General features: G+C 69.8%; 28 protein-coding genes. 9 read left to right on the forward strand and 19 right to left on the reverse strand.

All coding sequences use genetic code 11. The annotated features are described in order from the left end of the window. Positions 1 to 60: 60 nt before the first annotated feature. Entirely contained in the window at positions 61 to 1,131 is a 1,071-nt protein-coding gene (locus ACIRQ7_RS07725; protein WP_404260763.1) for a hypothetical protein, read from the reverse strand. Positions 1,132 to 1,710: 579 nt separating this feature from the next. Beyond that, entirely contained in the window at positions 1,711 to 2,508 is a 798-nt protein-coding gene (locus tag ACIRQ7_RS07730) for a DUF899 domain-containing protein (protein ID WP_404260764.1), read from the reverse strand. Positions 2,509 to 2,566: 58 nt separating this feature from the next. Here ACIRQ7_RS07730 and ACIRQ7_RS07735 point away from each other — a divergent pair, with 58 nt between their 5' ends. Continuing rightward, positions 2,567 to 2,719: a hypothetical protein gene (locus tag ACIRQ7_RS07735; protein WP_404260765.1), complete on the forward strand. Its 153-nt coding sequence runs from the start codon at positions 2,567 to 2,569 to the stop codon at positions 2,717 to 2,719. A 42-nt stretch (positions 2,720 to 2,761) separates the two neighbouring features. Here ACIRQ7_RS07735 and ACIRQ7_RS07740 read toward each other — a convergent pair whose 3' ends face one another. Together ACIRQ7_RS07740 and ACIRQ7_RS07745 are read right to left on the reverse strand one after the other, a co-directional pair. Further along, entirely contained in the window at positions 2,762 to 4,063 is a 1,302-nt protein-coding gene (locus tag ACIRQ7_RS07740) for a sensor histidine kinase (protein WP_404260766.1), read from the reverse strand. Between the two features lie 5 nt (positions 4,064 to 4,068). Continuing rightward, positions 4,069 to 4,731 (reverse strand): response regulator transcription factor, encoded by a 663-nt coding sequence (locus tag ACIRQ7_RS07745; RefSeq protein ID WP_401469281.1) that lies wholly within the window; start codon positions 4,729 to 4,731, stop codon positions 4,069 to 4,071. A gap of 171 nt (positions 4,732 to 4,902) precedes the next feature. Here ACIRQ7_RS07745 and ACIRQ7_RS07750 point away from each other — a divergent pair, with 171 nt between their 5' ends. After that, positions 4,903 to 6,576 carry an alpha/beta hydrolase gene (locus tag ACIRQ7_RS07750; RefSeq protein ID WP_404260768.1) on the forward strand — a complete coding sequence of 558 codons (1,674 nt, stop codon included), beginning with the start codon at positions 4,903 to 4,905 and terminating at the stop codon, positions 6,574 to 6,576. 26 nt (positions 6,577 to 6,602) lie between these two features. Here ACIRQ7_RS07750 and ACIRQ7_RS07755 read toward each other — a convergent pair whose 3' ends face one another. The 11 genes from ACIRQ7_RS07755 to ACIRQ7_RS07805 form a co-directional block, all read right to left on the reverse strand. Then, entirely contained in the window at positions 6,603 to 7,001 is a 399-nt protein-coding gene (locus tag ACIRQ7_RS07755) for a gas vesicle protein K (protein ID WP_404260769.1), read from the reverse strand. A 59-nt stretch (positions 7,002 to 7,060) separates the two neighbouring features. After that, positions 7,061 to 7,270, reverse strand: a complete 210-nt coding sequence (locus ACIRQ7_RS07760; protein WP_404260771.1) for a gas vesicle protein — start codon at positions 7,268 to 7,270, stop codon at positions 7,061 to 7,063. Continuing rightward, positions 7,267 to 8,133, reverse strand: coding sequence for a GvpL/GvpF family gas vesicle protein (locus ACIRQ7_RS07765; RefSeq protein WP_404260773.1), 867 nt, complete (start codon positions 8,131 to 8,133; stop codon positions 7,267 to 7,269). Before ACIRQ7_RS07765 ends, ACIRQ7_RS07760 begins: the two co-directional genes overlap by 4 nt. Next, on the reverse strand, positions 8,130 to 8,597 hold the full coding sequence (locus ACIRQ7_RS07770) for a gas vesicle protein (protein WP_401468770.1): 468 nt from the start codon (positions 8,595 to 8,597) through the stop codon (positions 8,130 to 8,132). The genes ACIRQ7_RS07765 and ACIRQ7_RS07770 overlap by 4 nt, the downstream gene beginning before the upstream one ends. Before the next feature lie 53 nt (positions 8,598 to 8,650). After that, positions 8,651 to 9,769, reverse strand: a complete 1,119-nt coding sequence (locus ACIRQ7_RS07775; protein ID WP_404260774.1) for an SRPBCC family protein — start codon at positions 9,767 to 9,769, stop codon at positions 8,651 to 8,653. Then, complete coding sequence (locus tag ACIRQ7_RS07780; protein WP_404260776.1) at positions 9,762 to 10,430, reverse strand: hypothetical protein; 669 nt, start codon at positions 10,428 to 10,430, stop codon at positions 9,762 to 9,764. Before ACIRQ7_RS07780 ends, ACIRQ7_RS07775 begins: the two co-directional genes overlap by 8 nt. A gap of 28 nt (positions 10,431 to 10,458) precedes the next feature. Then, positions 10,459 to 10,719, reverse strand: a complete 261-nt coding sequence (locus ACIRQ7_RS07785; protein WP_404260777.1) for a gas vesicle protein GvpG — start codon at positions 10,717 to 10,719, stop codon at positions 10,459 to 10,461. Between the two features lie 31 nt (positions 10,720 to 10,750). Then, on the reverse strand, positions 10,751 to 11,464 hold the full coding sequence (locus ACIRQ7_RS07790) for a GvpL/GvpF family gas vesicle protein (protein WP_404260779.1): 714 nt from the start codon (positions 11,462 to 11,464) through the stop codon (positions 10,751 to 10,753). A 2-nt stretch (positions 11,465 to 11,466) separates the two neighbouring features. Continuing rightward, complete coding sequence (locus tag ACIRQ7_RS07795) at positions 11,467 to 11,910, reverse strand: gas vesicle structural protein GvpA (protein ID WP_401468755.1); 444 nt, start codon at positions 11,908 to 11,910, stop codon at positions 11,467 to 11,469. Positions 11,911 to 11,995: 85 nt separating this feature from the next. Further along, positions 11,996 to 12,292 carry a gas vesicle protein gene (locus tag ACIRQ7_RS07800; RefSeq protein ID WP_404260781.1) on the reverse strand — a complete coding sequence of 99 codons (297 nt, stop codon included), beginning with the start codon at positions 12,290 to 12,292 and terminating at the stop codon, positions 11,996 to 11,998. A 47-nt stretch (positions 12,293 to 12,339) separates the two neighbouring features. Next, positions 12,340 to 12,735, reverse strand: a complete 396-nt coding sequence (locus ACIRQ7_RS07805) for a sigma factor-like helix-turn-helix DNA-binding protein (protein WP_404261337.1) — start codon at positions 12,733 to 12,735, stop codon at positions 12,340 to 12,342. Here ACIRQ7_RS07805 and ACIRQ7_RS07810 point away from each other — a divergent pair. Then, positions 12,640 to 12,867 (forward strand): hypothetical protein, encoded by a 228-nt coding sequence (locus ACIRQ7_RS07810; RefSeq protein ID WP_404261375.1) that lies wholly within the window; start codon positions 12,640 to 12,642, stop codon positions 12,865 to 12,867. The genes ACIRQ7_RS07805 and ACIRQ7_RS07810 overlap by 96 nt on opposite strands. 571 nt (positions 12,868 to 13,438) lie before the next feature. Here the strand turns inward: ACIRQ7_RS07810 and ACIRQ7_RS07815 are convergent. Then, a complete protein-coding gene (locus ACIRQ7_RS07815) occupies positions 13,439 to 14,233 on the reverse strand; it encodes an NAD(P)H-dependent oxidoreductase (protein WP_404260783.1) in 795 nt (264 codons plus the stop codon). Positions 14,234 to 14,331: 98 nt separating this feature from the next. Here ACIRQ7_RS07815 and ACIRQ7_RS07820 point away from each other — a divergent pair, with 98 nt between their 5' ends. From ACIRQ7_RS07820 to ACIRQ7_RS07845, 6 genes are all read left to right on the forward strand, one after another. Beyond that, positions 14,332 to 15,381: a helix-turn-helix transcriptional regulator gene (locus ACIRQ7_RS07820; protein ID WP_404260785.1), complete on the forward strand. Its 1,050-nt coding sequence runs from the start codon at positions 14,332 to 14,334 to the stop codon at positions 15,379 to 15,381. A 565-nt stretch (positions 15,382 to 15,946) separates the two neighbouring features. Continuing rightward, complete coding sequence (locus tag ACIRQ7_RS07825) at positions 15,947 to 16,159, forward strand: superinfection immunity protein (RefSeq protein ID WP_404260786.1); 213 nt, start codon at positions 15,947 to 15,949, stop codon at positions 16,157 to 16,159. A 253-nt stretch (positions 16,160 to 16,412) separates the two neighbouring features. Further along, positions 16,413 to 17,852, forward strand: coding sequence for a rifampin monooxygenase (gene rox / locus ACIRQ7_RS07830; protein WP_404260788.1), 1,440 nt, complete (start codon positions 16,413 to 16,415; stop codon positions 17,850 to 17,852). Positions 17,853 to 18,154: 302 nt separating this feature from the next. Continuing rightward, on the forward strand, positions 18,155 to 18,307 hold the full coding sequence (locus ACIRQ7_RS07835; RefSeq protein ID WP_404260789.1) for a hypothetical protein: 153 nt from the start codon (positions 18,155 to 18,157) through the stop codon (positions 18,305 to 18,307). A gap of 226 nt (positions 18,308 to 18,533) precedes the next feature. Then, a complete protein-coding gene (locus ACIRQ7_RS07840) occupies positions 18,534 to 20,024 on the forward strand; it encodes a UDP-N-acetylmuramoyl-L-alanyl-D-glutamate--2,6-diaminopimelate ligase (protein WP_404260791.1) in 1,491 nt (496 codons plus the stop codon). 146 nt (positions 20,025 to 20,170) lie between these two features. Further along, on the forward strand, positions 20,171 to 20,680 hold the full coding sequence (locus tag ACIRQ7_RS07845) for a hypothetical protein (protein WP_404260792.1): 510 nt from the start codon (positions 20,171 to 20,173) through the stop codon (positions 20,678 to 20,680). Between the two features lie 95 nt (positions 20,681 to 20,775). Here the strand turns inward: ACIRQ7_RS07845 and ACIRQ7_RS07850 are convergent, their stop codons facing one another. The 3 genes from ACIRQ7_RS07850 to ACIRQ7_RS07860 all read right to left on the reverse strand — a co-directional run bounded on the left by ACIRQ7_RS07850 (position 20,776) and on the right by ACIRQ7_RS07860 (position 23,607). Then, positions 20,776 to 21,753, reverse strand: coding sequence for a zinc-binding alcohol dehydrogenase family protein (locus tag ACIRQ7_RS07850; RefSeq protein ID WP_404260794.1), 978 nt, complete (start codon positions 21,751 to 21,753; stop codon positions 20,776 to 20,778). 219 nt (positions 21,754 to 21,972) lie between these two features. After that, positions 21,973 to 22,785, reverse strand: coding sequence for a class I SAM-dependent methyltransferase (locus ACIRQ7_RS07855; protein WP_404260796.1), 813 nt, complete (start codon positions 22,783 to 22,785; stop codon positions 21,973 to 21,975). A gap of 129 nt (positions 22,786 to 22,914) precedes the next feature. After that, on the reverse strand, positions 22,915 to 23,607 hold the full coding sequence (locus ACIRQ7_RS07860; protein ID WP_404260798.1) for a formylglycine-generating enzyme family protein: 693 nt from the start codon (positions 23,605 to 23,607) through the stop codon (positions 22,915 to 22,917). Positions 23,608 to 23,871: the final 264 nt, after the last annotated feature.

A 23,871-nucleotide genomic window follows, 5' to 3' on the forward strand; every position in this document is an offset into this window, starting at 1 on the left:
TTCACGACGGTCACCTCCCTTCGGTTACGGATGTGCGCTCCGCTCTACGCTGATGGCCGGTCAGGCGACAGCAGCCATGCGGACTCGGGGAGCGCCGCCTTTGTCGCCCAGTACGACTTCACCGTTTTCGGTATAGACGGTGGTGTCGGGCGAGATGATGTCGAGGTGGTACTGGGTGAACGGGGTGAGCCCCAATCCCCAGTGGAGGCAGCCGCGTTCGCCGCCGTACACCTCATTCATGGCATGGTTGCCCGGCAGAATGTCCAGGCTGGTGTTGAGGGCATGCCCCATCTCCCAGATCAGGGAGTAGCGCGAGTCGACCTCGAACATGGCCTCGAAGACCCTGGCCACCGCGGCGCCTTCGGTTCGGTACGGGCGCAGCGAGGTGATCGTTCCCTTGCGCACGTCGCAGACGATGGCCTCGCGCTCCAGGCCGGCGAGCTTGCCCTGCAGGCGGGCCTGGTCCTTCCTGGTGAAGGACGGCGTACCGCTGTGCAGGATGGGGAACCCGCGGAAGGCGACCGAGCCCTCGAGCGGAAGGTGCAGGCTCTCGTCGAACTCGACGATCTGCGTGGGCAGAACGCTGATCTCGCCGGAGGGCACGATCTGCTGCTCGCCCCAATCCAGCGGGCCGGCCTGCTGGTTCCACACCAGGCCATCGGCGAGGTGATCCAATACAGCCCGCGTCCCGTGCCGCTCATCGACGTAGACGAGGTGGTCGGTCGACTCGGCCAGTTCGAAGAACCGGTCGCTGAACTCACCCTGTTCCTGGGCCGATGTCCGCTCGATCACGTCGATGAAATGGCGGATCGTCCCCAGGTCGGTCGGCGTCGAATTGCACGCCATTCCCATGAGCTTGCGCTCCGACCCGAGAACCTCCTCGGAGGGAGACTCGAAGAACCGGTAGGGCGAGATGGCGAGCGAGTGCGACCGCTGCGGGATTACCCCTTCGGCCAGCATCGCTTCAAAATCGTCACCCGGGCCCAGAATGATCGTCCGGTACTCCGCGTAAGGAGCTTCCTTGACGATCTCCAGCTCACCTTCGAGCTCACGGTTCGTTATCAGGCAGAAGATGCTTCCTTCAGCCGACCCGAACTGGCTGAACCGAGCAGGATTGATCTTGATTGCCATAACTAGCAATTCCCCTCGTGGCTGCTGATGTGACCACAAGACAGCACGAACGGAGATCCCGGCAACACGAACCCTCACTATGACCGGAAAATCGTCATGTTTACGTGAACGCCGGACGATCCGCAGCATTATGAACGCGCCATGAATTAATGACGCCTCACCTGACGGAGGAACAGGCGGCTCCCCTGCCAGCCAGGACAGGACCGATATCCCTCACGCTCATGACGCGACGCAGGCAGCACGGGCGGCGATCTTCAGTCACCGGCCTTTTGTCAACCACGCCTCCCCCGCGTCCATATCAATCAGAAGCGGAGAGTTTCCGGCCTAGATCGTTCCCGGCGGCGCTCACAGAGAAGCGACAATTACCTCAAAGGGAACAAATTCTTCAACGTGTCCCACGTCACAACCCTTCGCGAGCGATCCGGCCCGCGCCGGAGGGCCCCACGCCACGCACAAGGCCCCGACCTGGGCGGATTCCAGGTCAGGGCCTCACCCGTCCCGCCTTGGGCAGCAGCGCTGAGGGCGGACTCACCACTCGTCGGCACCGTCGCGCACTTCGGATACCCCGCGACCGCGCTGTCAGTCGTCGTATTCGTCGGGGAGACGCAGAGCGGGTCCGCCGACGTGCAGACCCAGTGGGACCGCGCGTCCCTTCGGCTCCTCCCAGGCCTCCTGGCGGCCGAGCGCCGTGAGGTCGAGGTATTGATAGCCGTTGTGGAACTCTTCGATGCCACGGCCGAACGTGGAGTAGGTGTGGAAGACCTCGTCCCCGACCCGCAGGAATGCGCTGATGCCCGGCCAGTCACCGCGCATGCTCTCCGACCACGGCATCCCCGCCTCGGAGAGCTCGGCCTCGCTGCGGTGGAAGATCTGCACCGGCGCGACGCGGTCGTCGACGGTCGCGTGGAAGTCGTAGTTGAAGTCGCTGCCCGCCGAGGAGTACCAGGGGAAAGTCCAGCCCATCCGCTCGCGAAAGGCGGCGAGCTTCGGATACGGCGCCCGGGTCACCGCGACCAGCGTCGTGTTGCGGACATGCAGCTGCCGCAGCTTGCCGATCCCGTCAGCCGCGGAGGAACAGGAGGAGCAGCCGGTATCGCGGGGGTGCTCGACGCCGTCCGCGTCGGTGTCGAAGATCCACATGAAGTGGTGCATGACCAGCTGAGGCCGCCCGTCGAACAGTTCGAGCAGACCCACCTTCCCGTTCGGGCCTTCGAAGGAGTACGCCTTGTCGACGCGGAACATCGGCAGCCGCCGCCGGTCGGCATTGACCCGGTCGCGCGCCCGGGTGAGCTCCTTCTCCTCGGTCAGCAGCTCCTTCCGGGCCGCGAGCCATTCCTCGCGGGACACCACCTGGGGCAGGTTCGCTCTCGTCGCCATCGCGTTTCTCCCAGCTGTGCTCGTCCTGCGGTTCGGCGGAGCAGGCCACCGTGACAGCTTGCACTCCGACCAGGCCTTCTGCGAGCACCCGCTCGGGTGCTCGCGCCGCGGCGTAGTGCCGGCCCCGGAGGCGGCAGGCGCCCTCCTCACCCCCGACAGGTACGCCGGCATCGAGGTGCACGCCTGGCAGTTCGGCGGGCGGGAGTCCTGACCGAGGGCGTCCGGCAGGGCGGACCCGCCGGGCCGGGACCGGTCAGGCGCTGGTGGGGAGCCGCAGGGTGAACCGGGCGCCGCCGCGTTCGCCGGCGGCGGCGGTGAGGCTGCCGCCGTGCGCGTGCGCGACCCAGGAGGCGATGGACAGGCCGAGGCCGGTGGATCCGCCGCCACTGCGGAAACGTTCGAACAAGGCTCCCGCCACCTGAGGCGGCAGCCCGGGGCCGGCGTCGTCGACCGTCACTGTGCCGTCCCGCGCCACGGTGATACGGACGTCGGCCGGCACCCCCGGGGCGTGGCCGTGGACAAGTGCGTTGCCCAGCAGATTGCCCACGGCCCGGCGCACCAGATCGGGATCGGCGACGACGATGGCCTCCTCGGCCCGCACCGTCACCCGGTGCTCCCCGAGCGGGGCGTCCGCGACCGTGTCCTCCACCAACTGGTCCAGACGCAGGGGTTCGCGCGCGAGCGTTGCCGTACCGGACATGAGCCGGGCCCGGGTGAGCAGCCCGTCGACCAGGCGGCCCATCCCCTGCGCCAGACTCAGGGTGCGCCGCAGCACCTCGGTGCCGTCCGTCTCACCACGCAGTGCGGTCTCGGAGAGCGTGCGCAGGGACGCGGCCGGTGTCCGCAGATCGTGCGCGGCGTCGGCGAGAAACGCCTCCTGCTGGTCCAGTGCCGCCAGCGCCGGCCGGACCGCGCGCCCGGACAGCACATGGCCGACAGCGGCCGACAGGCACATCAACGCCACACAGCCACCCGACACCAGCCAGGTCAGCCGACGGTGGTCGGCGCCCTGGGAGGAGGTCTTGGACAGAGTGACGATGGCGCCCTGCGGTCGATCGCCCTCGACGGCGTCCGGCCAGTAGAAGGGCAGAGCGAACACCCGCACCGGCTCGCCGTGCGTCGTGCGCCGGTCGAATGCCGAGGCCTCTTCGTCGCGTACGGCAGCTGCCGCCGCTTCCCGTACGTCGGTGGGCCGGGCGGACAGGCAGGGCCGGGGCGGCGCGCGATCGACGACCAGGTCGGTGTCCGTTCCGGGTGTCAGTGACAGCACTGTCAGGGGCGGGCAACCGGTGCCCATGGTGTCGGCCATCACGCGGGTGTCCAGCCGGCCGCTCTCGTCGGTTTCCAGCAGCCCCATCGCCCAGCTGGTGTCCGCGTCCATCGTCCGGTCGAGCTGCTCGCGCCACCTCGCGTCATCGCTGCGGATCGCGAGAACGGCCATCGCGACGAGGCCCACGGCGCTGGTGAGCGCGAACAGCGTGGTGATACGCCGACGCAGCCGGCGCACCCTGGCGGTCGGGGTGAGCGGCCGCGAGCGGCGGAAACGGGCGGGCATCCGCATCACGGGCCGTCGGGCGCCAGGCGGTAGCCGACGCCGCGCACCGTGTGGATGGGCGGAGGATCGCCCAGCTTGCGGCGGAGCTGGGCGATCAGGACCTCCAGGACGTTGGACTGCGGCGCCGCCATCTCATCCCAGCACCGCTCTATCAGCTCGGCCCGGGACACCGCCTGATCGGCGTGGGTCGCCAGCACCTCAAGGACGGAGAACTCCCTGCGGGTGAGGGTGAGCAGGACACCGGCTCGGTGGACGTGCCGCCGGGCGGTGTCGATCTCGATGTCGGCGACGCGATGGACAGGCGGCCGGATGACCGAGGCGCGGCGGCAGAGGCTGCGCACCCTGGCGATGAGTTCCGGCACGGCGAACGGTTTGACCAGATAGTCGTCGCCCCCGCTGGCGAATCCTTCCACCCGGTCGGCGAGTGCGTCGCGGGCGGTGAGGAACAGCACCGGCACCGCCAGCCCGGAGCGGCGCCGCTGCTCCACGTAGCCGGCGGCGTCGCCGGACGGGAGCATCCGGTCGAAGACCGCGCAGTCGTAGGCGGTGACGAACAGTGCCTCGTCGGCCTGCGGGAGGTCCTTCGCCTCGTCGACGGCCAGTCCGGCGGCGCGCAGCGCGGCCGCCACCCCGAAGCGCAAATCGTCGTCGTCCTCCACCAGCAGCACTCGCACGCGGCAACCCTAACGGCCAGGTGCGGAACCCCTCCCCGCCGAGCAGCCCGAGTACCCGGCCCCACCCGCGTACTCGTGCCGGTGGTCGCTGCACGCGTCGCCTTCATCAAATCCTCAGCCTTGCTCCTGGACACTTCAGCGACCCCACACATGACGGAGCTTTCGGTGAATTCTGCGGTTCGGCAGCGCTGTGCCTTTCTTGTTTCCCTGGCCGTCCTCGGCACCGCCACGCTCGCGGCCTGCGACGGGACGCCGCCCTGGGCTCCGGACCGCACGTCGGAAGCCGCCGACACCTGGGACGACCCCGCCGCCCGGCCCTCCCTGCGCCCGTTCTACGGGCAGCAGTTGCACTGGAAGAAGTGCGGGAGCCTGCAGTGCACCACCTTGCACGTCCCCATGGACTACCGGCATCCGCGAAACGGCAAGCGCTTCGCACTGCCGGTGGTCAGGCACCGCGCGGAGAGGCAGGCGCAGCGCATCGGGTCGCTCGTCTACAACCCGGGCGGCCCCGGCGCCTCCGGTGTGGACGACCTCAAGTCGGGGAACATCGAGTCGTTCGGCGCACGGGTGCGGGCCCGCTTCGATGTCGTGACCTTCGATCCGCGCGGGGTGGGCGGCAGCAGACCGGCCGTGAACTGCGACCCGGTACCCGTGAAGGCCGCGGCCTTCACCCGCCCGACCGGGGTCATCCGTGCCGTCGGCGCCACGGCGGGCCCGGACGCCGACGGCGGGGACGGGGAGTTGTTCCCGCGCACGAAGGCCCAGCGCAGGGCCGCGCTCGACGACGCCCGGAGCGAGACCGCGGGGTGCACGGCGCGCAGCGGCACGATCCTCCGGCATGTCGGGACGCCCGACGCCGCCCGGGACGTGGATGTGCTGCGTGCCGCCCTCGGTGAGCGCAAGCTGAACTTTCTGGGCTGGTCGTACGGGACCAGCCTGGGCACCACGTACGGCGAGCTGTTCCCCCGCAGGGTCCGCACGATGGTGCTGGACGGGGCCGTCGATCCGGCCAACAACTGGTACCGGCGTGCGATCGGGCAGGGCGCGGCGTTCCAGAAGTCGGTGGAGGACTACGCGCAGCAGTGCGCGAAGGTCGTCGGGGCCGACTGCCCCGGCAACACCCCGGACGAGATACGCACTCTCGTCGACGACCTGTACGCAACGGCCGCCGACGAACCGCTGCCGGTCGCCGACCGGGACGAGCGCCTCGGCGTGACGGAGCTGTACAGCGCGATCACCGACGCCATGTACGCCCCGGAGACCCAGTGGCAGGACCTCTCCGCAGGCTTGTGGGACGCCGCCGACGGCGATGGCACGAAGCTGGCCGACCTCGCTCAGGGAGAGGAGGGGCCCGCCGCCGCGTCCGCAGGATCCGGCCGGGCCGCGCTCAGGCCCGGCCCCCGCACCGGGGCCCGCGCGAAGGACAACAGCGATGCGGCCATGATGGCCGTCAACTGCCTCGACATACCCCACCCCCGGGACCCGAAGGCGTACTGGGACGCTCTCGGCCCGGCGTACGAGAAGGCCGGGGTGTACGGCACATCCAGCATCGTGGACGAGCTCGGCTGCCGTAACTGGCCGGCCGGAAACACGAAACCGCACCCCGTCCGCCCCGTCGCCTCCGGCCTGCCGCCGACCCTGGTGGTCGGCACCACCGGCGACCCGGCCACCCCGTACGGCGAGGCGCGGAGCCTGGCCCGCCAACTGCCCGGCGGGATGCTGCTGACCTACGAGGGTCTGGGCCACACCGCCTACGGCCGCAGCAACTCCTGCGTCACGCGGTCCGTCGACGCGTATCTCGTCGACCGCACGAGGATCGCGCCGGGCACGACGTGCTGAGGCGGCGGGGCACCCCCTCTCCCCTCCTACTCGGCGTCGGTCCGTGGCAGGAGCGAACCCAGCGGGCCGAGATCCAGGTTGAGGTCGCTCATGGTGAGCCCGTAACGGTCGCAGAGCTCCGCCATGCGGTCCTGAAGGATCATCAGCGTCATCCCGACCCGTTCTTCCTGGGCTTCGCTCAGATCACCTTGGTCGACGCGGTGCAGTGCGGTGCGCTCCATGAGCTGCCGCAGCAGTTCGACAATGGTCAGCACCAGCTTGATGAGGTCACGCTCGACGGTCTCGGGGTCGGTGCCCAGCCGCTGGGCGATGTCGTTGTCGCGCCTCGGCTCGTCGGCCCCGGCCGGCACCAGGTCGAAGGCGCGTGCCGCGGCTTGTGCCACCTGAGCGAAGGCGGGTTCCCGGTGTACGGGATCATCCGTCATGAGGTCTCCTCGTCCGTGCGGCGCACACCGCCGCGAAGTGGTGCTGTTCCAGCGGTCGTTCACCACGGGGACGGATCGTCGGGCGTGATGGAGTGGATGACCGCACGCAGATTGATCCGGACCAGGTCCACATCGGCGACGGACAGTACGAGATCGCCGGTGAGAACGGCACCGCCGTTCAGGAGGCGGTCGAGAAGGTCGATGAGCGCGACCTGACGCCCTTCGAGCGCGTCCAGCTCCGCATCCGTCCGCAGGCCGGTGTCCGTCACGTGCGACCACCGGCCTCGGTCGGCGTGGCGAAGGAGTACGGCGCCCAGGGACCGGTGATCTCGACCCGCACTCCGGGGACGTCATCGCCGAGGCCCGCGAGCGCCTGGCGGAACTCCCGCACCCGGTCGGCGGGGACCAGATAGGCCTCGTTGGCGATGTTCTCGCCCGCACCCGACGCCAGTTCACCCTGCTGCGGGCGGTGCACCACTCTGGCCCGCGCCAGAGCGGACGCCCGCTCCGGCACGCCGGCGGCGACCGCGCCCGCCGCCCGGTAGGCGTCACGGTGGGTGCGCCGCTGCGCCCTGCGCTTTTGCAGATACGCCCGCCCGGGGCTGTCCGGCTCCGCGCCGGGAGCCGGGGCAGGGGGCTCGGCGGCGGCCGCTTCGCGCGGATCCGAGTAGACCTTCACTCCCAGCTCGACATGGCCCTCCAGCCAGTCGAGCAGCTCGGCGAAGCCGGCGGCGCGCTCCTGGAGCATCGCGGTCACCCGGCAGTCGTCGAGATACACGGTGGCCAGCCGCATGGGAAGCACCGTGGTGCTCGTGTACGCGGCCTCGACCAGGGCGTGGTGCGTACGGGCGATCGCCTCCAGCCCGGCCAGGTCCTCCAGCTGCGACTTCATGCCCTCCGCGCTGTAGGTGTCGGCCGGGACGGAGGACACCAGGGCCGCCAGCCCGCCGGCGGTGACGGTCCGCAGGGGACCGCCACCCAGCCCGGTGAGACCCGGCGCGGCTGCGTCGAGGGCGGTGGCCGCGCGGCTGATGGCGTACACATAGGAGATCCGGGGCCCGGACTCCGGCTGCGCGGTCGGCCTGTCCTGGGGCGCGGAGCCCGCCGCGGCGGCCTGCACGTCGGTGTTCACTGTTCCTCCTCGCGGGTGGCCCGCTGTGCCCCGTCCTCGCCACGGGCCGGGTCCGTTGCCGGTTGGTTCTGGGCGGAGCCCTTCGGCAGGCCGACGGCCGCCCGCAGTTCGGCGAGCTCGGCGCGCAACCGGTCGTTCTCCGCGGCCAGCGGGTCACTGCCCGAGGCCGGACCGCGCTGGTCCGAGACCTGCTGCGGGGCACGGGCACGGGAGGAGAGCGAGGGGTCGTGCTCCCACCAATCGATGCCCATTTCCTTGGCCTTGTCGACGGACGCGACCAGGAGCCGGAGCTTGATCGTCAGCAGTTCGATATCGAGCAGATTGATCTGGATATCGCCCGCGATGACCACGCCCTTGTCCAGGACGCGTTCCAGGATGTCGGCCAGGTTGGCGGAGGATCCTTGCCCGCCGTACGGGGCCGCCCCGGAGGAGGGCCCCATCCGGCCGGCCAGTGAATCGGACACGTGATCAGCCTCGTCTGTGCGGTCGGGACAGGGTCAGGACAGGTCAGCGCAGGTCAGCCACGCGCCGCGGCGGCATGGCGCCGCGGTCGACGGGCGGGCGGCTCTTCTTCGTAGTCGCCCTCGTCCTCGCTGTCGGCCTCGCCCTGGTCGTCGTCCTCGTCGTCGTACTCGTCGTCGAGTTCGCGCTCGTCGTCGAGTTCGTCGTCGGGTTCGCGCTCGTCGTCGAGTTCCCCTTCGCCGTCGCGCTCGTCGTCGAGTTCGTCCTCGTGCACGGGATCGCCGCGGTCGTCGTCCTCGTCTTCGAGATCTCCGAGGTCTTCGTCCGCTTCCTCTTCCGCCGCGATGGCCTCGTCGTGCTCGACGACGACCTTGCCGTCCTGGATCTCGCCGCGCCAGCCGTCGGTGGCCTCGCCGCGCATCATGAGGAACTTGCGGTAGAGCTTGAGGTCGAGCCGGGCACGGCGGCCCTGGGCGCGCCAGATGTTGCCTGTCTTCTCGAAGAGGCCCTTGGGGAAGTATTCGAGGACGAGCAGCACCCGCGTCAGGTCGCCGGTGAGGCGGTGGAAGGTCACCACCCCCTTGACCGTGCCCTTGGCTCCCTCCGTGGTCCAGGTGATGCGCTCGTCAGGCACCTGCTCGGTGACGTTCGCCCGCCAACTCCGCGTGGACTTGGCGACCTTCACCTTCCAGTTGCTGGTGGTGTCGTCGGCCTTCTCGACGCTGACGACGCCCTTGGCGAAGGTGCTGAACTCCTGGAACTGCGTCCACTGGTCGTACGCCTCGCGTACGGGGACCCCCACATCGATGTCCTCGACGATCGTCACGCTCTTGGACTTGCCGCCACCGCTCTTGCGGCCCTTGCCGAACAGGCTCTTGACCTTGTCCTTGACGGTGTCCTTGAGGTGCGAGGTGCCCGCGGTGAGCGCGGCCTGCGCCGGCGATTTGCCCTCGCCGAGGGCCTTGCCGCCCTTGGACAGGGCGCTGACGAGCCCGCTCGCCCCCTGGCCCGGCTCGCCGAGTTTGGTGACGCTCTCGCCGAGCTTGTGCCCGAGGCTGGTGACGGCGTGCTGCGCACGGGCCTGAAGGTACTTCTGCAGTTCTTCCTTGAGCTCTTCGGTGGCCGGGCTCTTCGCCACTTCGTCCTTCAGCTTGCTGAACGTGGACTCAGCCATTTCGACCCCCACGGTCAGCGGTCCGGCGCACCGCACCGTCCTTGCGTGCCGCACCGCCGGCCGTCTTCCTGGCTCCCGCGGCGGACTTGCGCGCACCCGAGGCGGCGGTCCCGGCGCCGGAAGCGGCCTTCCCGGCCGCCGACTTGGCGGGCCTGGAGGACTTGGCCGACTTGGCGGACGTCGTGGACTTGGCGGACTTCGCCGGTGCCTTGCGGCGTGGCGCGGGCCGTTCGTCCTCGGCCTCCCGCTGATCGGCGTCGCCGGCCTCGGTGTCGTCAGCCTCGGTGTCGTCACCCGGCTCGTGCTGGTCCTCCGGCGGGGCCTCGTCCGCCGGCTCCTCGGCGCGGCGGCCGTTGTCGCTGTCCGCGTCGTTGAGGTCCAGCGTCCGCTCGTGGAGGGAATCGGTGAGGCCTGAGATCCGCTGTGTGAGCGCGGAGGTGGCCGCCGATTTCGTGGCATCCACCAGTTCCTCGCGCACCTGGGCGTTCAGGGATCCGAGAACCGGCGAATTCGCGACGAGCTTGCCGAGCTGCTTCGGATCGAGATTCAGTTTCTGGCCGGCCAGGAACATGCCCAGGCCGATCGCCATCTTGGCTTTCTTCGTGCGTCCCAGAAAGTAGCCTCCTACGAGGGCCACTCCTATCTTGGCGTTGTTCATCATCTCTCGTACACCTCGTTCTCCCTGTGGTTCAGGAGTTGTTGGTACGTAGGCGTTGCTGGTTGGCCTCAAGCCACTCCAAGCGGTCCAGCAGTTCGTCCTCGCGACGGTCGAATTCGTCGGGTCCGATACCGCCGTCCAGCAATTGCCGTTCCAGTTGCGCCAGTTCCGCGCGTACCGGCTCCGGGTCGTAATACTCACGCTCCGCGGTGAGCAGGACTTGGTCGAGTACCCAGGCGGTGCCCCGTACGGGGGCCAGCGGAAAGGTCAGGATCTGCGTGATGAGGCCCATGGCGGATCTCCGCTCGGCACGGCCTGCCGGCTCAGACGAAGCTGTACGGCGGCAGCGGACCGTGCAGGTTGAAGGTGTAGGCCTCGCCGCGCTGCCTGGCCTCTTCGTGGACGGTTTCGGAAAAGGCCGCCGCCTTGTCCCGCTTGACCAGGAACGACACATTCAGGAAGTGGGTCTTGGTCGGCTCGGTGACCGCGGTGCGTTCGGCGGCCGGCGCGAGGCGCTCCACCATGGCGCTGCCGGCGCGGTCCTGGCGGGCGTTGACCTCCTGCGAGATCAGCTCACCGAGCGCCATTTTGTCGTCGTGCGCACCGGGGTTCTGGCGGGTGCGGTCATTGAGCCGGCGTACCTCCGCCGACTCCGCCACGATCTCGCGCAGCAGGTCGTCCTCGTCGCGCGCCACCTTGAGGTTGTACTCCAGGCAGCCGTTGACCTCTTCGAGACGCTCGGTGTAGGCGTCGCGCTGCTGCTCCAGGACGGCGAGGACCTGGTCGTCGTCGGGGCCCAGGAGGCCGAAGCGCATCGGCAGGGCGGCGCCGTCAGCCAGCAGGCGTTCCTGAACGGTCTGGTGAGCGACGAGGTCCCGGCGCTTGGCCCGCAGATCCTCCGGTGCGTCACTGACCACCGCGCTGAGGTCCTTCGTCTTGACGGTGCGCAGCTCGGCTGCGGGGTCGCCGACGCCGGCTATCCCCTCCAGACGCAGTGGGTGGCCCGCGTCGGTGATCGCGTAGATGTACGTCGGCATGGTCAGTCCTCCCGGCGACGGGGTGTTCGGCGGCTGCTGGACGAGGAGGACTTGCGGGCCGGGCGCTCCTCTTCCTCCTCGGAGTCGTCACGACCCTTCTGGAAGGAATCGCTGAACGCCTCAACGGCGCCTGTCAGCGCGCCTTTCGACTTTCCCTTGGCGCCGTTCTCGGTCACCTCACCGACCAGGTCGGTGAGCTGGCTGGGCGCCTTGCGGCCCGATTCCAGGTCGAGCCGGTTGCACGCCTCGGCGAACCGCAGGTAGGTGTCCACGCTGGCGACGACGACACGTACGTCGATCTTGAGGATCTCGATGCCGACGAGCGAGACACGCACGAAGGCGTCGATGACGAGACCCCGGTCGAGGATGAGCTCAAGGACATCGTAGAGATTGCCCGAGCCACTCCCCCCGCTGTTCGGTGCATTGGATTGCTGGACTACAGACACGGTCGAACTTCCCTTCCAGATTGCTGGAGCGGGTCATGGGACGATCAAGGAATTCGACGGCCTCCCTTGGATTCCCCTCCGGGGCTCATCTGTCGATCTGGCCTCTCGCATACCGGCGAGTGCGCTCGAATCCCACGAGGTCGCCTTGCGTATCGAGCTGGACACGGTAGGAAGCCATCACACTCGAGGTGTCCGGAACCTTTTCGATCTCCACCACTTCCACATCCGCCGACCAGCCCTCATCGGTGGGTTTGAGTGCGGATACCGAGCCCGGCTCACATCGGAGCATCTGCGCGAGTTGGGTGACGGCCTGGCCCATTGCCGCGGGGGCGCTGATACGCTCCGGGCCGCCTTTACCTTCCGCGCTCTCCTTTGTCGTCATGATCCCGTCCGCTGCGCGTCGTTGGGGCTCTTGTCTAAGCTGTGCATTCACCGGTTCGTTCCGGCGACAGAACGTCGTGTGCCCCTCGCTCTCGAACGTATGCGTGGGATCCCGGCCGAAGGGAATTGTGGCGTTATAAAGACCGTCAGGCCCCCAATCCCCTGACGGATCCACCGTCGGAGCAGGCTCCGAAAGCCGTTTTCCTGATCTCCGAAGCGGCCTCGCCGCCGCGACCTGCACGGCACCCGCACGGCGGGACAACACCCGACATCGTCGGCGCCTGTCCAGGCTTCGGCGAGGAGCCCTTCGCGCGGGGTGACGTAAGCGCCGGCGAGGAGACAGGAGACGTGCATCCGGGAGAGGCCCAGCTCCGCACCGATCTCGGGCTGTGTCCTCTCGGCGCCGAAGCGGACCGGGGACAGGGTGCCCTCGCGGTCGCCCAGCTCCGCAGGGTGCGGCTTGAGGGCCTGGACGTTCTCGCGCTCCTCCGGCTCCGAGCCGTACGCGAAGCCGGCGACAGCCGGTTCGGGAATTCCGCGGTCCTCACCCATTTCGCGCGCGAGCAAGGTCAATGAGCGGCATCCGAGAACGGCGAGGAACACGCACGGATCAGTTGGTGCCACGGAAGAACCGCTGAATCTCGCCACTGAAATGGAGAATGGCGGACGGCGGGAAAGCCGGCGAATGTGGTGAACTCGCGCATCGCACGACGTCACTCGGTGAGCTCACCGCATCGTGTTGCACGGTGGGCAATTGAAGGCGCGGTCGGGGTGCGCGGATTTCCCACCGCGGTGTACTCCCGCACTGCTGATGTCGCCCTGGCCTGCCCCCTCCCTGCGCACTTCCGACGTCACTCACCTCCTACCCCGCACCCCTCCCCAAAACCTTCACATCCCGCCCCGTTGGGAACCTGCCACGAGGCGGGTGGCGACACCGATCGGTTCGGTTCCACGCGTTGATCGTGGCAACTGCCTTCACACGTGTGGCCAGTTGATGGTCGTCGAAGTGGTCCGCGATGTCGTTCCAGATCTCATCGGCACTCCGCGCTCCCCCGGCGCGTGGCGCTGTTGTTTGACACCCGGGGCGCCTGCGGAGCATCGGCGCCCACCTGGCCGACCGGCCCCTCCGGCCGAACGAGCGGGTCGTTCAGCCTCCCGGGCGGACGTGAAGGTCAAGGCCGCTCGTCCCCTCCGCCTCCACGCCCGGCAGCAGTCGCATGTCATGGTCGTAGTCGCCGCCGACGAGCGACCGGAACGGTACCGGTTCGTCCGTGAAGAGCCCCTCGAGCCGACGCCCGTACTCCCGCCGCGCCGCCGCGAATCGGTCCTGTGACACATCAACGGCGTCGTACATGGCGAACGGTTCGAGCGGCGTCATCCCGGTGAACCAGAACAGGCCGTGCTGCACCGGGTGGAGGACATCCGCCAGCCGCCCGTGGATGCCCCGGTCGGAGAATGCCGACTCCCGGGCACCGATCGTCACGGACACCAGTGCGCGCCGCCCCGCCAAGGCGCCCTCGCTGTAGGGCGGCGGGACTGCCGGGCCGTGGGCGAAGCCGTTGGTGAACACCCGGTCGATCCAGCCCTTGAGGATCGCGGGCACGGAGAACCACCACATCGGGAACTGCAGGACCACCGCGTCCGACCAGCGCACCTTCGCCTGTTCAGCGGCGACATCGGGCGACAGCCGGTCCGCCAGCGTGGCCTGCTCGTGGGCGGCCAACACGTCCAGTCGCCGGTCCGCGACGTGGTCGGGGAAGTCGTCGGCATCCACCTCTGCCTTCCACTTCATCGCGTACAGGTCGGATACCCGCACCTCGTGTCCTGCGGCCCGCAGGTGCTCGACCGCGAAGGTGGCCAGAGCGGCGTTGAGCGAACGGGGTTCCGGGTGGGCGCTGACGACGAGGATCTTCTTCCGCTGCTGCGGTGTGGCTTCGATCATGCCTTCACGTTCTCCCGGGCGCGGCCGGGCAACCAGTACCCCGTGCCACCGCAGGAACGATGATCCTGGTACTGCGAGGGCCACGCATACTTGAACGCATGAACGACGTGGATGACCCGGACGACGTGGATGACCCGGACGACGTGGATGACCCGGACGATGTGGATGGCGTAGGCGGCATCGAGCGCGCAGGCCGGGTCGGCAACCCCGTCGACGACAGCGACGCCATCGCTCGCACCGACGGGATCGGCGGCACTCGGCGGGCGCTCGGCGGATTTCTGCGGGCCCGCCGGGGTCGCGTCGCACCGGAGGACGTCGGGCTCACCGGCGGCCGTCGCCGACGGGTGCGCGGGCTGCGCCGCGAAGAGCTGGCGCAACTCGCCGGGATCAGCGTCGACTACTACGTACGCCTCGAACAGGGCCGGGCCACCCAGCCGTCCCCGGAGGTGCTCGACGCGCTCGCCAGGGCGCTCGGCCTCGACGCGGCCGAACGCAGGCACCTGGCCACCCTGGCCGCCGCCCGCCGCGACCCCGCGCCCACCGCCCGGGTCAGCCCCTTGCTGCAGCGGATCCTGGACGCCATGGATCACTTGCCGGCCTTCGCGACGAACCACCGCCTCGACGTGGTGGCATGGAACGACCTCGGCGCCGAACTCATCGGGGGCGTGGCCGACGCCGCCCGCCGCGATCGGAACAACGCCCGGTACCTCTTCCTCGACCCCGCCTCCCGGGACGTCCACCCCGACTGGGAGGACAGGGCGAGGGAGGCCGTGGGCCAGCTGCAGGTCTCCGCGGGCCGATTCCCCGACGACACGGAACTGGCCGCGCTGATCACCGAACTGTCCACGCACCACACCGAGTTCCGCCGGATCTGGACCACCGGCGAGGTGCTGATGTGCGGGGCGGGGCGCAAACGGTTGCGACACCCGGAGGCCGGGCTGCTCACCCTGGACTACGAAACCCTGCACGTGCCGGTCGCCCCCGGCGAGACGGGCCTGGTGGTGCACGTCTTCAGCGCCGAGGCGGGCAGCGAGGAGGCCGCCGCCCTCAACCGGCTGGCCGCGGCACCGCCGGCAGTGCCCGGCCCACCGCGCCCGTCACGTCCCTCGCGTCCGGCCGCACACGACAGCCCCGCCCTGCGGTCCTGATGCGGTCCTGAGCGGTCCCTCCGCAGCGCGTTATCTCCTGAGCGGTGGGGCTGACGCCCCTTCGAACGCCGAGCCCCGCCGCCCTGCATCGTGCCGTCCTGCCGTCCTGCGCCGTATGTCAGTTGGTGGCGAGCCAGACGACGCCGACACCGGACAGAGCGACCGCCGCGGCCGCCGGTGCAAAGCGCAGGCGACGGATGCGGTCAACGCGGTGGAGCGCACACCCGAGCAGAACCGAGGCAAGGAGCACAGCGATCGTTCCGACCGCTCCCCGCAGGGCTCCGTGGCTGTAACCGAACTCGCTGACGTGAGATGCCCAGTAGCCGAGCCCGCTGAATCTCATTCCCCCACCTCTCACCACGTATCGTCCACCCACCCGGCCATCGCCGCAGCGTACGGGCCCGGGGGCGCTCACCGTAACAACTGCTCGGCTGCGGCGCGCAGTTCGCGTGGCGGGCCACGACATCTGCCCTGCAGCGTCCCTGCAGCGGAGTTGACCGCACCGCCGGCTCACTGCCGTGGACGGCCGCAGGCCGGTCGGCCGGAACGACAACGGGAGAAAGATATGTTCGGCAATTCGGGTCCCCTTGAAGTCACCCTCATGGTCCTGGGATTCCTCGTGTACCTGTTTCCGAGCGTCGTCGCCTTCCGCCGCGATTCCCGTCACCGCTGGACTGTTCTCGGCATCAATATTGTTGCGGGCGCGACATTCCTGGGTTGGGCATGTGCCCTGTATCTGGCCACCAGGCGTCACCGGCCGGTGGCGAGCGCAGGCTGATGTACGGCGAAGGGCCAACAGGAACGGCGGTGGTCGCCAGGGAAGATCTCAGACCCTCGGGTTCTCGGAATCCCGGGATGCTGCGGCGACGCCAGATACCGGCGAAGAGAATACCCACTCCTTGCCACTCTCAACATATAGCGCACCCAGGGCCTTGCGGCAAGGCCCCGGTGATGCCGCAGAATCGCCGATCGAAGCCGGAATCCACGAATGCGGCTTCCCGGAATGCAGGGTCGTTGCGTTGGGGGTTGTGATGATTGACGTGATCGTTGCCGGTGGTGGACCGACCGGCTTGATGCTGGCCTGTGAGCTGCGGCTGCACGGCGTGCAGGTGGTCGTGCTGGAGAAGCTGACCGCGCCGACCGGGGAGTCCCGCGGGCAGGGCCTGCATGCGCGCAGCGTCGAGATGATGGACCAGCGCGGCCTCCTCGACCGGTTCCTCGCGGTCAGTGAGACGTTCAAGGTCGGGGGTCTCTTCGGCGGCATCACGAAGCCGTGGCCGGACGGGTTGGACACGGCACACCCGTACGGCGTCGCCACCCCGCAGCCGGTCACCGAGCGGCTGCTCGGCGAGCGTGCCGTCGAGCTCGGTACCGAGATCCGGCGCGGCTGCGAAGTGGTCGGGTTGAGCCAGTCCGATGACGGGGCCGGGGCGGGGGTGACCGTCGAGCTGGCGGACGGCACACAGCTGCGCTCGCGCTACCTCGTCGGGTGCGACGGCGGCCGGAGTGCGGTGCGCAAGCTGCTCGGCGTCGGTTTCCCCGGCGTGCCCGCGACGGTCGAGACGCTCATCGGCGAAATGGAGGTGACCGAGGATCCCGCGACCATCGCCGCCGTCGTCGAGGAAGTGCGCAAGACCCAGCTGCGGTTCGGCGTCGGCCCCGGCGAGAACGGGGCGTACCGCGTTGTCGTACCCGCCGACGGGGTGGCCGAGGACCGTGCGACGGCACCGACCCTCGAAGATTTCAAGCAGCAGTTGCGGGCCGTGGCGGGCACCGACTTCGGCGTGCACTCGCCGCGCCGGCTGTCCCGGTTCGGCGACGCCACCCGGCAGGCCGAGCGCTACCGGGTCGGCCGGGTGCTGCTGGCCGGCGACGCGGCGCACATCCACCCGCCGACCGGCGGGCAGGGGCTCAACCTCGGCGTGCAGGACGCCTTCAATCTCGGCTGGAAGCTGGCCGCCGCGGTCAATGGCTGGGCGCCGGAGGGGCTGTTGGACAGTTACCACACAGAGCGGCACCCGGTGGGCGCCCGCGTGCTGGACAACACCCGTGCGCAGATCACGCTTCTCGGCACCGGCCCGGGGGCCGCCGCGCTGCGGGAGCTGTTCTCGACGCTGATGGACTTCGAGGAGGTGAACCGGTACGTGACCGAGATGATCACCGCGGTCGGGATCCGCTACGACTTCGGCGAGGGGCATGAGCTGCTCGGCCGGCGGATGCGGGACATGGAGCTGAAGCACGGGCGGCTCTACGCACTGATGCACGACGGCCGCGGCCTGCTTCTGGACCGGACCGGCCGGCTCTCGGTGGCGGGCTGGGCGGACCGGGTCGGCCACGTCGTCGACGGGAGCGTGGAGTTGGACGCGCCGGCGGTGCTGCTGCGGCCGGACGGCCACGTGGCGTGGGTCGGTGAAGATCAGCGGGAGCTGGTCGGCCTGCTGCCCAAGTGGTTCGGCGCTGCCGTCGGCTGAGCGCGCGGTTGCGGCCCCCGAAAGGGGACGGGCGACGGAGTGATGATCCGCTCCGCGGTCGTGGTCGAGGACCGTGCTCAGGCAAACGGCTCTTCCGTCGCATCGGTCACCGTCGTCCAAGACCGACGCGTGATCCAGAGCGGTGATCCTGGGCTCCGGGCGGCGCGGACAGGCCGGGCCGCCGTCGAGCCGGGCTCGCGGGCGAACCGTCGCTGTCGCACCCGGGTGGGCGGGTCGCCGGTTCGGTGCGGAGACGGCCGGACGCGGATCTTCGGCGGCTCGGATGGACGTACACTCGGCTCATGGGTCGTACACGTGCCGTAAGGGGATGCCTGCAGCAGGCCATGCGCGCACTGCGTCCCGCGGCCGCGGGACGCCCCGCCCTCACCCGGGCGACCGCCGCTGACGTCGAGGCACCGCAGACCCGCCTCATCGCGCTGCACGGCCACGGCTAGCGGCTCGCAGCTGCCCCTGGCCGAATGCCCGTTCCCGGGCTCTCCGGCTTTCCCGCATACGGCAGGTCTTTCGCTGCCGGGCTGAGCGATGTGTCCGTCTCCTGCCGGAGTCGGACATGTGGTTGCGCCGCCTGATCCACGTCATCACCGCAGCTTCCGGCGTGCCGCCGGCGCTGCCGCCTTGCGCCGGCCGCACCACGGGCCGCGCGCCTTCGAAGGGATCATTGTGAAGCTGAGCGAACTGCTTGCCGGGCAGGAGCACCACACTCTGCGGGGCGACGCGGACACGACGTGGATCACTGCGGGGACGGCCTTCGACGCCGACCGGGTGACGTCGGGCTCGCTGTTCATCGCGGTGCCCGGACACCGCGAAGGCGGACCGGACTCGGTGGCGCCGGCCCTTGCCCGGGGCGCGGGGGCGGTGCTCGTCGACAGCAGGTCACCGACCCTTCCCGAGTCGGTGTGGGCATCGGCGTCGGCGACCGGCGCCTGCGTCGTGCAGGTGCCGGACACGCGGAAGGTGGCCGCGATCGTCACCTCCCGCTACTTCGGCGAACCGGGCCGGGAGATGGACGTGGTGGCGGTCACCGGCACCAACGGGAAGACCTCGGTGTCGTACATGGTCGAATCGGCGCTACGGCTCTCCGAGGGCGCGAAAGTGGGCGTCATCGGAACGGCCGGCAGCCGGGTCGGCAACGAGCTGATCCCGATGCCGAGCTCGGTGCTGACCACACCGGAGTCCCCCGATCTGCAATACCTGCTGGGGTGCATGCGCGACCGCGGGGCCGGCACCGTGGTGCTGGAGGCCACCTCGATGGGCCTGCTGACGCACCGGGTGGACCGCACGTTCATCGATGTCGGGGTCTTCACCAACCTGACGCAGGACCACCTCGACGATCACGGCACGATGGAGAACTACCGGGACGCGAAGCTGCGGCTGTTCCAGGGCCTGTGCGGGCGCGCGGTCGTCAACGCCGACGACCCCGTGGGCGCGGGCATCGTGGCGATGATGCCCGACGCGCTCACCTATTCCCTCGATGCCCCGGCGGACTACCGGGCCACGGACCTCAGCGTCGACGCCTCCGGCACGCGCTTCACCCTGCACCACGACGGCCGCAAGTACCCGGCAGCGATCCCGGTCCCCGGCCGGTATTCGGTGGCCAACGCACTGGCCACCGTGGCGGCCTGCCACATCCTGGGACACGACTTGGGCGGACTGGTCTCCGCACTCGACCGCATGCCTCCCGTCCCGGGCCGCTTCGAACGCCTCCAGACCCCGCAGGGAACATCGGTGGTCGTGGACTACGCGCACTCACCGGACTCCCTGAACAAGGTCCTGACCACCATCCGCGGTTTCGCCCGCGGCCGGGTCATCACCGTCTTCGGCTGCGGAGGGGACCGCGACACCACCAAGAGAGCCGACATGGGGCGGATTGCCGGTACCCATTCCGATCTGTGCGTCGTCACCTCGGACAATCCCCGCAACGAGGACCCCGAGACCATCCTGGACCACATCACGCCCGGACTCATGGCCACCGGCACACCCTTCGAGCGCCTCACCGACCGCCGCCAAGCAATCGCCTTCGCGCTGTCCGCCGCCGGCCCGCACGACATCGTCCTGATCGCCGGCAAGGGCAGCGAGCCGCACCAGACCATCGGCGAGCGCCTGATCCCCTTCAGCGATATGGCGACCGCCCGCGAGCTCGCCGGAGCCTGAGGCCGTCCCTTGATGACCGGGACCGGGGCCGGTGCGGCGGGTACCTTGCGGCCGTGAACGGCGGGAGGATGGACCGGCCGCCCGTCCGCGCATTCCGCACAGGCGGGCCGCCGCCGACACCCGACGACCGACAGCAGGAGAAGGCGATGAACCAACCGACACCACACTCCGCGCTGCACCGCCTGCAGGTACTCGTGGGCGAGTGGGACATGTGGGCACTCGGACACAGCGCAGGGCCGGTACGGGCCGAGATGTCCTGGCTGGAAGGCGGGGCCTTCCTCGTCCAACGCGCGGATACGGGACCCGAATCGGCGCTGCCCGCCGAGTGGGGTTCGCACGCGCCGTTCCCCACCGTCACGCTGACCGGCTACGACGACACCGCCGAGGAGTTCACGACGCTGTACGCGGACGGTCGCGGCGTCGCGCGCGTCTACCGGACGAGCATGAACGACGGCGTGTGGCGGCAGTGGCGTGCGGCGCCCGGCTTCCACCAGCGGTTCACCGCCACCTTCGCCGACGAGGGCGACACGATCAAGGGCGGGTGGGAACGGTCTGCTGACGGCGAGCTGTGGACGACGGACTTCGACGTGACGTACACGCGGGTCGGGACCGGGGCCGGGGGCCGGTCCGCGGCCGGGAGGACACAGGGCACGTAAGCGGCCGCCGGGCGCCACCGCCGTGACCGGCCCGTCCTCACCCGGAGCGACGAGGCCCCCGGTGGGCGTCGGGCGCCCTCCCCCGGGGCCGGCTGTCATGCGGTCCTGAGCACCAGCTTGCCGGTGGTGGAACCCGATTCGATACGGCGGTGCGCCTCGGCCGCCTGTGCCAAGGGCAGTGTCTCGACTTCCACCCGCATCCGACCGCTCGCCGCCGCTTCCACCGCGCGGCGCAGCGCCCGGCCCGCCTCCGCGGGGAAGGCAGCGGAGAACGCGGCCAGGTTGAATCCGGAGACGGTCTTGTTGGTGAACCAGAGCTCGTTGGCCGGGATGCCGACGTCCTCGCCGCCCGAAGCGTTGCCCATCACCACCAAGCGCCCCATCGGGGCGAGCAGGTCAAGGCTCGCGCGGCGGGTCGGACCGCCGACCATGTCCACCACCACGTCGAACTCCCCCACGTCGGCGACCCGATCACGCAGCACCACCTCGTCGTAGCCGAAGCGCTTCGCCGTTTCGATCTTGGCCTCGCTGCCGACCGTGCCCACTACCCGGCCGGCGCCCAGCAGCCGTGCGGCCTGTCCGAGCTGGCTGCCCACCCCGCCGGCCGCGGCATGCACCAGTACGCGCTCGCCGGGCCGGATACCGGCCACCCGGTCGAGCACCAGGAACGCGGTGGTGCTGTTGGACGGAAGCGCGGCGGCGATATCCAGCGGCAGGTCGTATCCGTCGACGGGGGCGACCAGGTCCGCCGAAGCAGTGACCACCTCGGCGTAGCCACCCCCCTCGACGATGGTGAGCGCGGCGACCGGCTGCCCCACCACCAGCCCTTCCACCTGCGGGCCAATCGCCCGGATCCGGCCGGACACCTCAATGCCGGGGACGAAGGGCAGCGGTACGTCCACCACGCCCTGCCGGTAGAGGACCTCGGCGAAGTTGGCGCCCGCGTACGCCACATCGATGGTGACCTGCCCCGGACCGGGCTCGGGGATCTTCACCTCGTCGAGGCGGAGAACGTCGGCGGCGCCGAACTCGGGGATGGTGACGGCCTTCATCTGCGCGGTGTTGTCTGTCATGGCGATCAGTGTGCCGGGCTCCGCGGATGCCAAGAAGTGTCAGCTCATCCTGGGTGTGGCACCACCAGGCTCGGCAACGCGGGCCAGGTGAGGCAGCGGCGACCCGCGGTGAACTCCGGGGTCTGCTGGACGAGATGAGCCAATCCGCGGACACCCGGGAGGCGCAGGCACAGCCCAGCCGTGGCGGCCGCTCTCGCGACCGGCGAAGAATGACGGCTGTCAGCGTGCCCGGGCGAGGAAGACGTCGGTGACCTGGTGGACGTCGATACCGCCGCCGTGGGCATCGAGGAGGCTGCGGACCTCGGCGAGCGCCTGCTCGCGAGAGACGTCCGGAAGGACGCGATAGGCGGACAGGGAGGCGAGGTAGCGGAGGTAGTGGTCGGGGTCGTAGCGGCGCTCCTGCCGGAACCGGACCGCGCGCAGGTCGGTGAATCGGCCGTCGCGGCGGCACTCGGCCGCCGGCCGGCGCGGGTCCCAGTCTCCCGCTTCGTCACCGGAGAAGTCGGAGGCCAGAAAGCGGTGCGGTGCGCCGGTGAGGTGGTGGCGGTCGCCGATGGCGGCGAGTGCGGCGCGCAGCGCGGCGTCATGAATGCCGTGCGGACCGAAGATCAACGCCGTCGCGCCGCCCGGGGCGAGCGCGGCATGTGCCAGATCCCAACGCCGATCGCGGTCCAGGAAATTCCAGGCCGAGGCGGCGAACAGCAGTCCGTAGCGCCGCCCTCCTGGTTGCCACTGCTCGAAGTCGTGCTCCTCCACGCGGACGTTCGGATATCCGGCGGTGTGGCGACGCAGCACCTCAGCCATGCGCGCGTCCGGTTCCACGCAGACCAGCGGAATCCCCAGCGCGGCGAACGGCAACGTGGCCTTGCCGGTCCCCGCGCCGACCTCGACGGCCGCGCGATCCCCCGGAGCGGCGTACGCCAGCACCTCCGCGGCCATCTCTTGTGCATACCCCGAGCGGCCGGCGTCGTAGAGTTCCGCCACCTCACCGAAGACCTTGCTCCGTGCCTGAGCGTGTCCCTCTGGCGTCATGCACACCCCTCTGTGGCCGCTGTGTGTCCGTTGCGTCCGTACCAGCGGGGCCGCCGCCCCCTCCGCCGCCTATCCGGCAGCCCATCACCTATCGACGGCCCGCCAGTCTCCCGGGCTCTGCCCGGCCGTTCAGAGGGAGCGGGCGAGGCGGAAGCCGAGGTCGTCGATGCGAAGGGTGGGGTGGCTCTTGCGGCGGCACGAGGCCCGGCATCCCCGGGGGTGATCGAATCCGCCGCCTCCGCGGAAGACGCGGTACGGGCCGTAGACCGCGGGGTCGTAGACATCCCAGCACCACTCCCACACGTTGCCGATCATGTCGTGGAGACCCCATGCGTTCGGCGCCTTGGTCGCGACATCGTGCACCGCGTCCCCGGAGTTCCCGCGGTACCAGGCGATCTCGTCCAGCTCTCCGTAACGGACACCGGAGGTCCCGGCGCGGCACGCGTACTCCCATTCCGCCTCGGACGGGAGGCGATAGCCGTCGGCCTCCCAGTCGCATACGGCGTCCTGCGCGTCGGGGTCGTCGCCCACCGAGTAGCAGGGTTCGAGTCCCGTCGCGCGGGAGAGCAGGTTGCAGAAACGGATGGCGTCCTTGAAGGAGACCTCGGTCACCGGTGTCCGCGGCCCCGCCGGACCCGTGTGCGCTTCGCCTCGCACCGCACCGTAGAGGTCGCGGGTCACGGGATACGGCGCCATACGGAAAGCCGCGACCCGGACCTTCCAGTGCGTCCCCGTGCCCTCGTCCCGCAGCACGATCTCTCCGGCAGGGATGTCGCGCAGGTCCTCGGCGATCGTCTGACGGAGGTTCGGTTCAGGGCTCATCGCATTTCCCCCGTGGGCGCGGTTCAGCAGGCATCGGCCGGCGCACTGACGCACTGGTCTGCCGCCGTCACCGGCATCCCGATGGACGAACCGCGCTGTGTGTATTTCGAACGAGTGGTCGGTACGGAACGATACTGAACGGCCGGGCGCCGAAGGGGCGAATTCGCCGCGGCGAAACTCCCGAGCGGCCCGTCCGGTCCGGTCCCCTCCGGTCCGGTCAGGTCCGTTCGTCCGGCCGCGCGGTGGCGTCCGGGCACCTGAGCT

It is taken from the genome of Streptomyces sp. NPDC101393, from assembly GCF_044767385.1.
Lineage (GTDB): Bacteria > Actinomycetota > Actinomycetes > Streptomycetales > Streptomycetaceae > Streptomyces.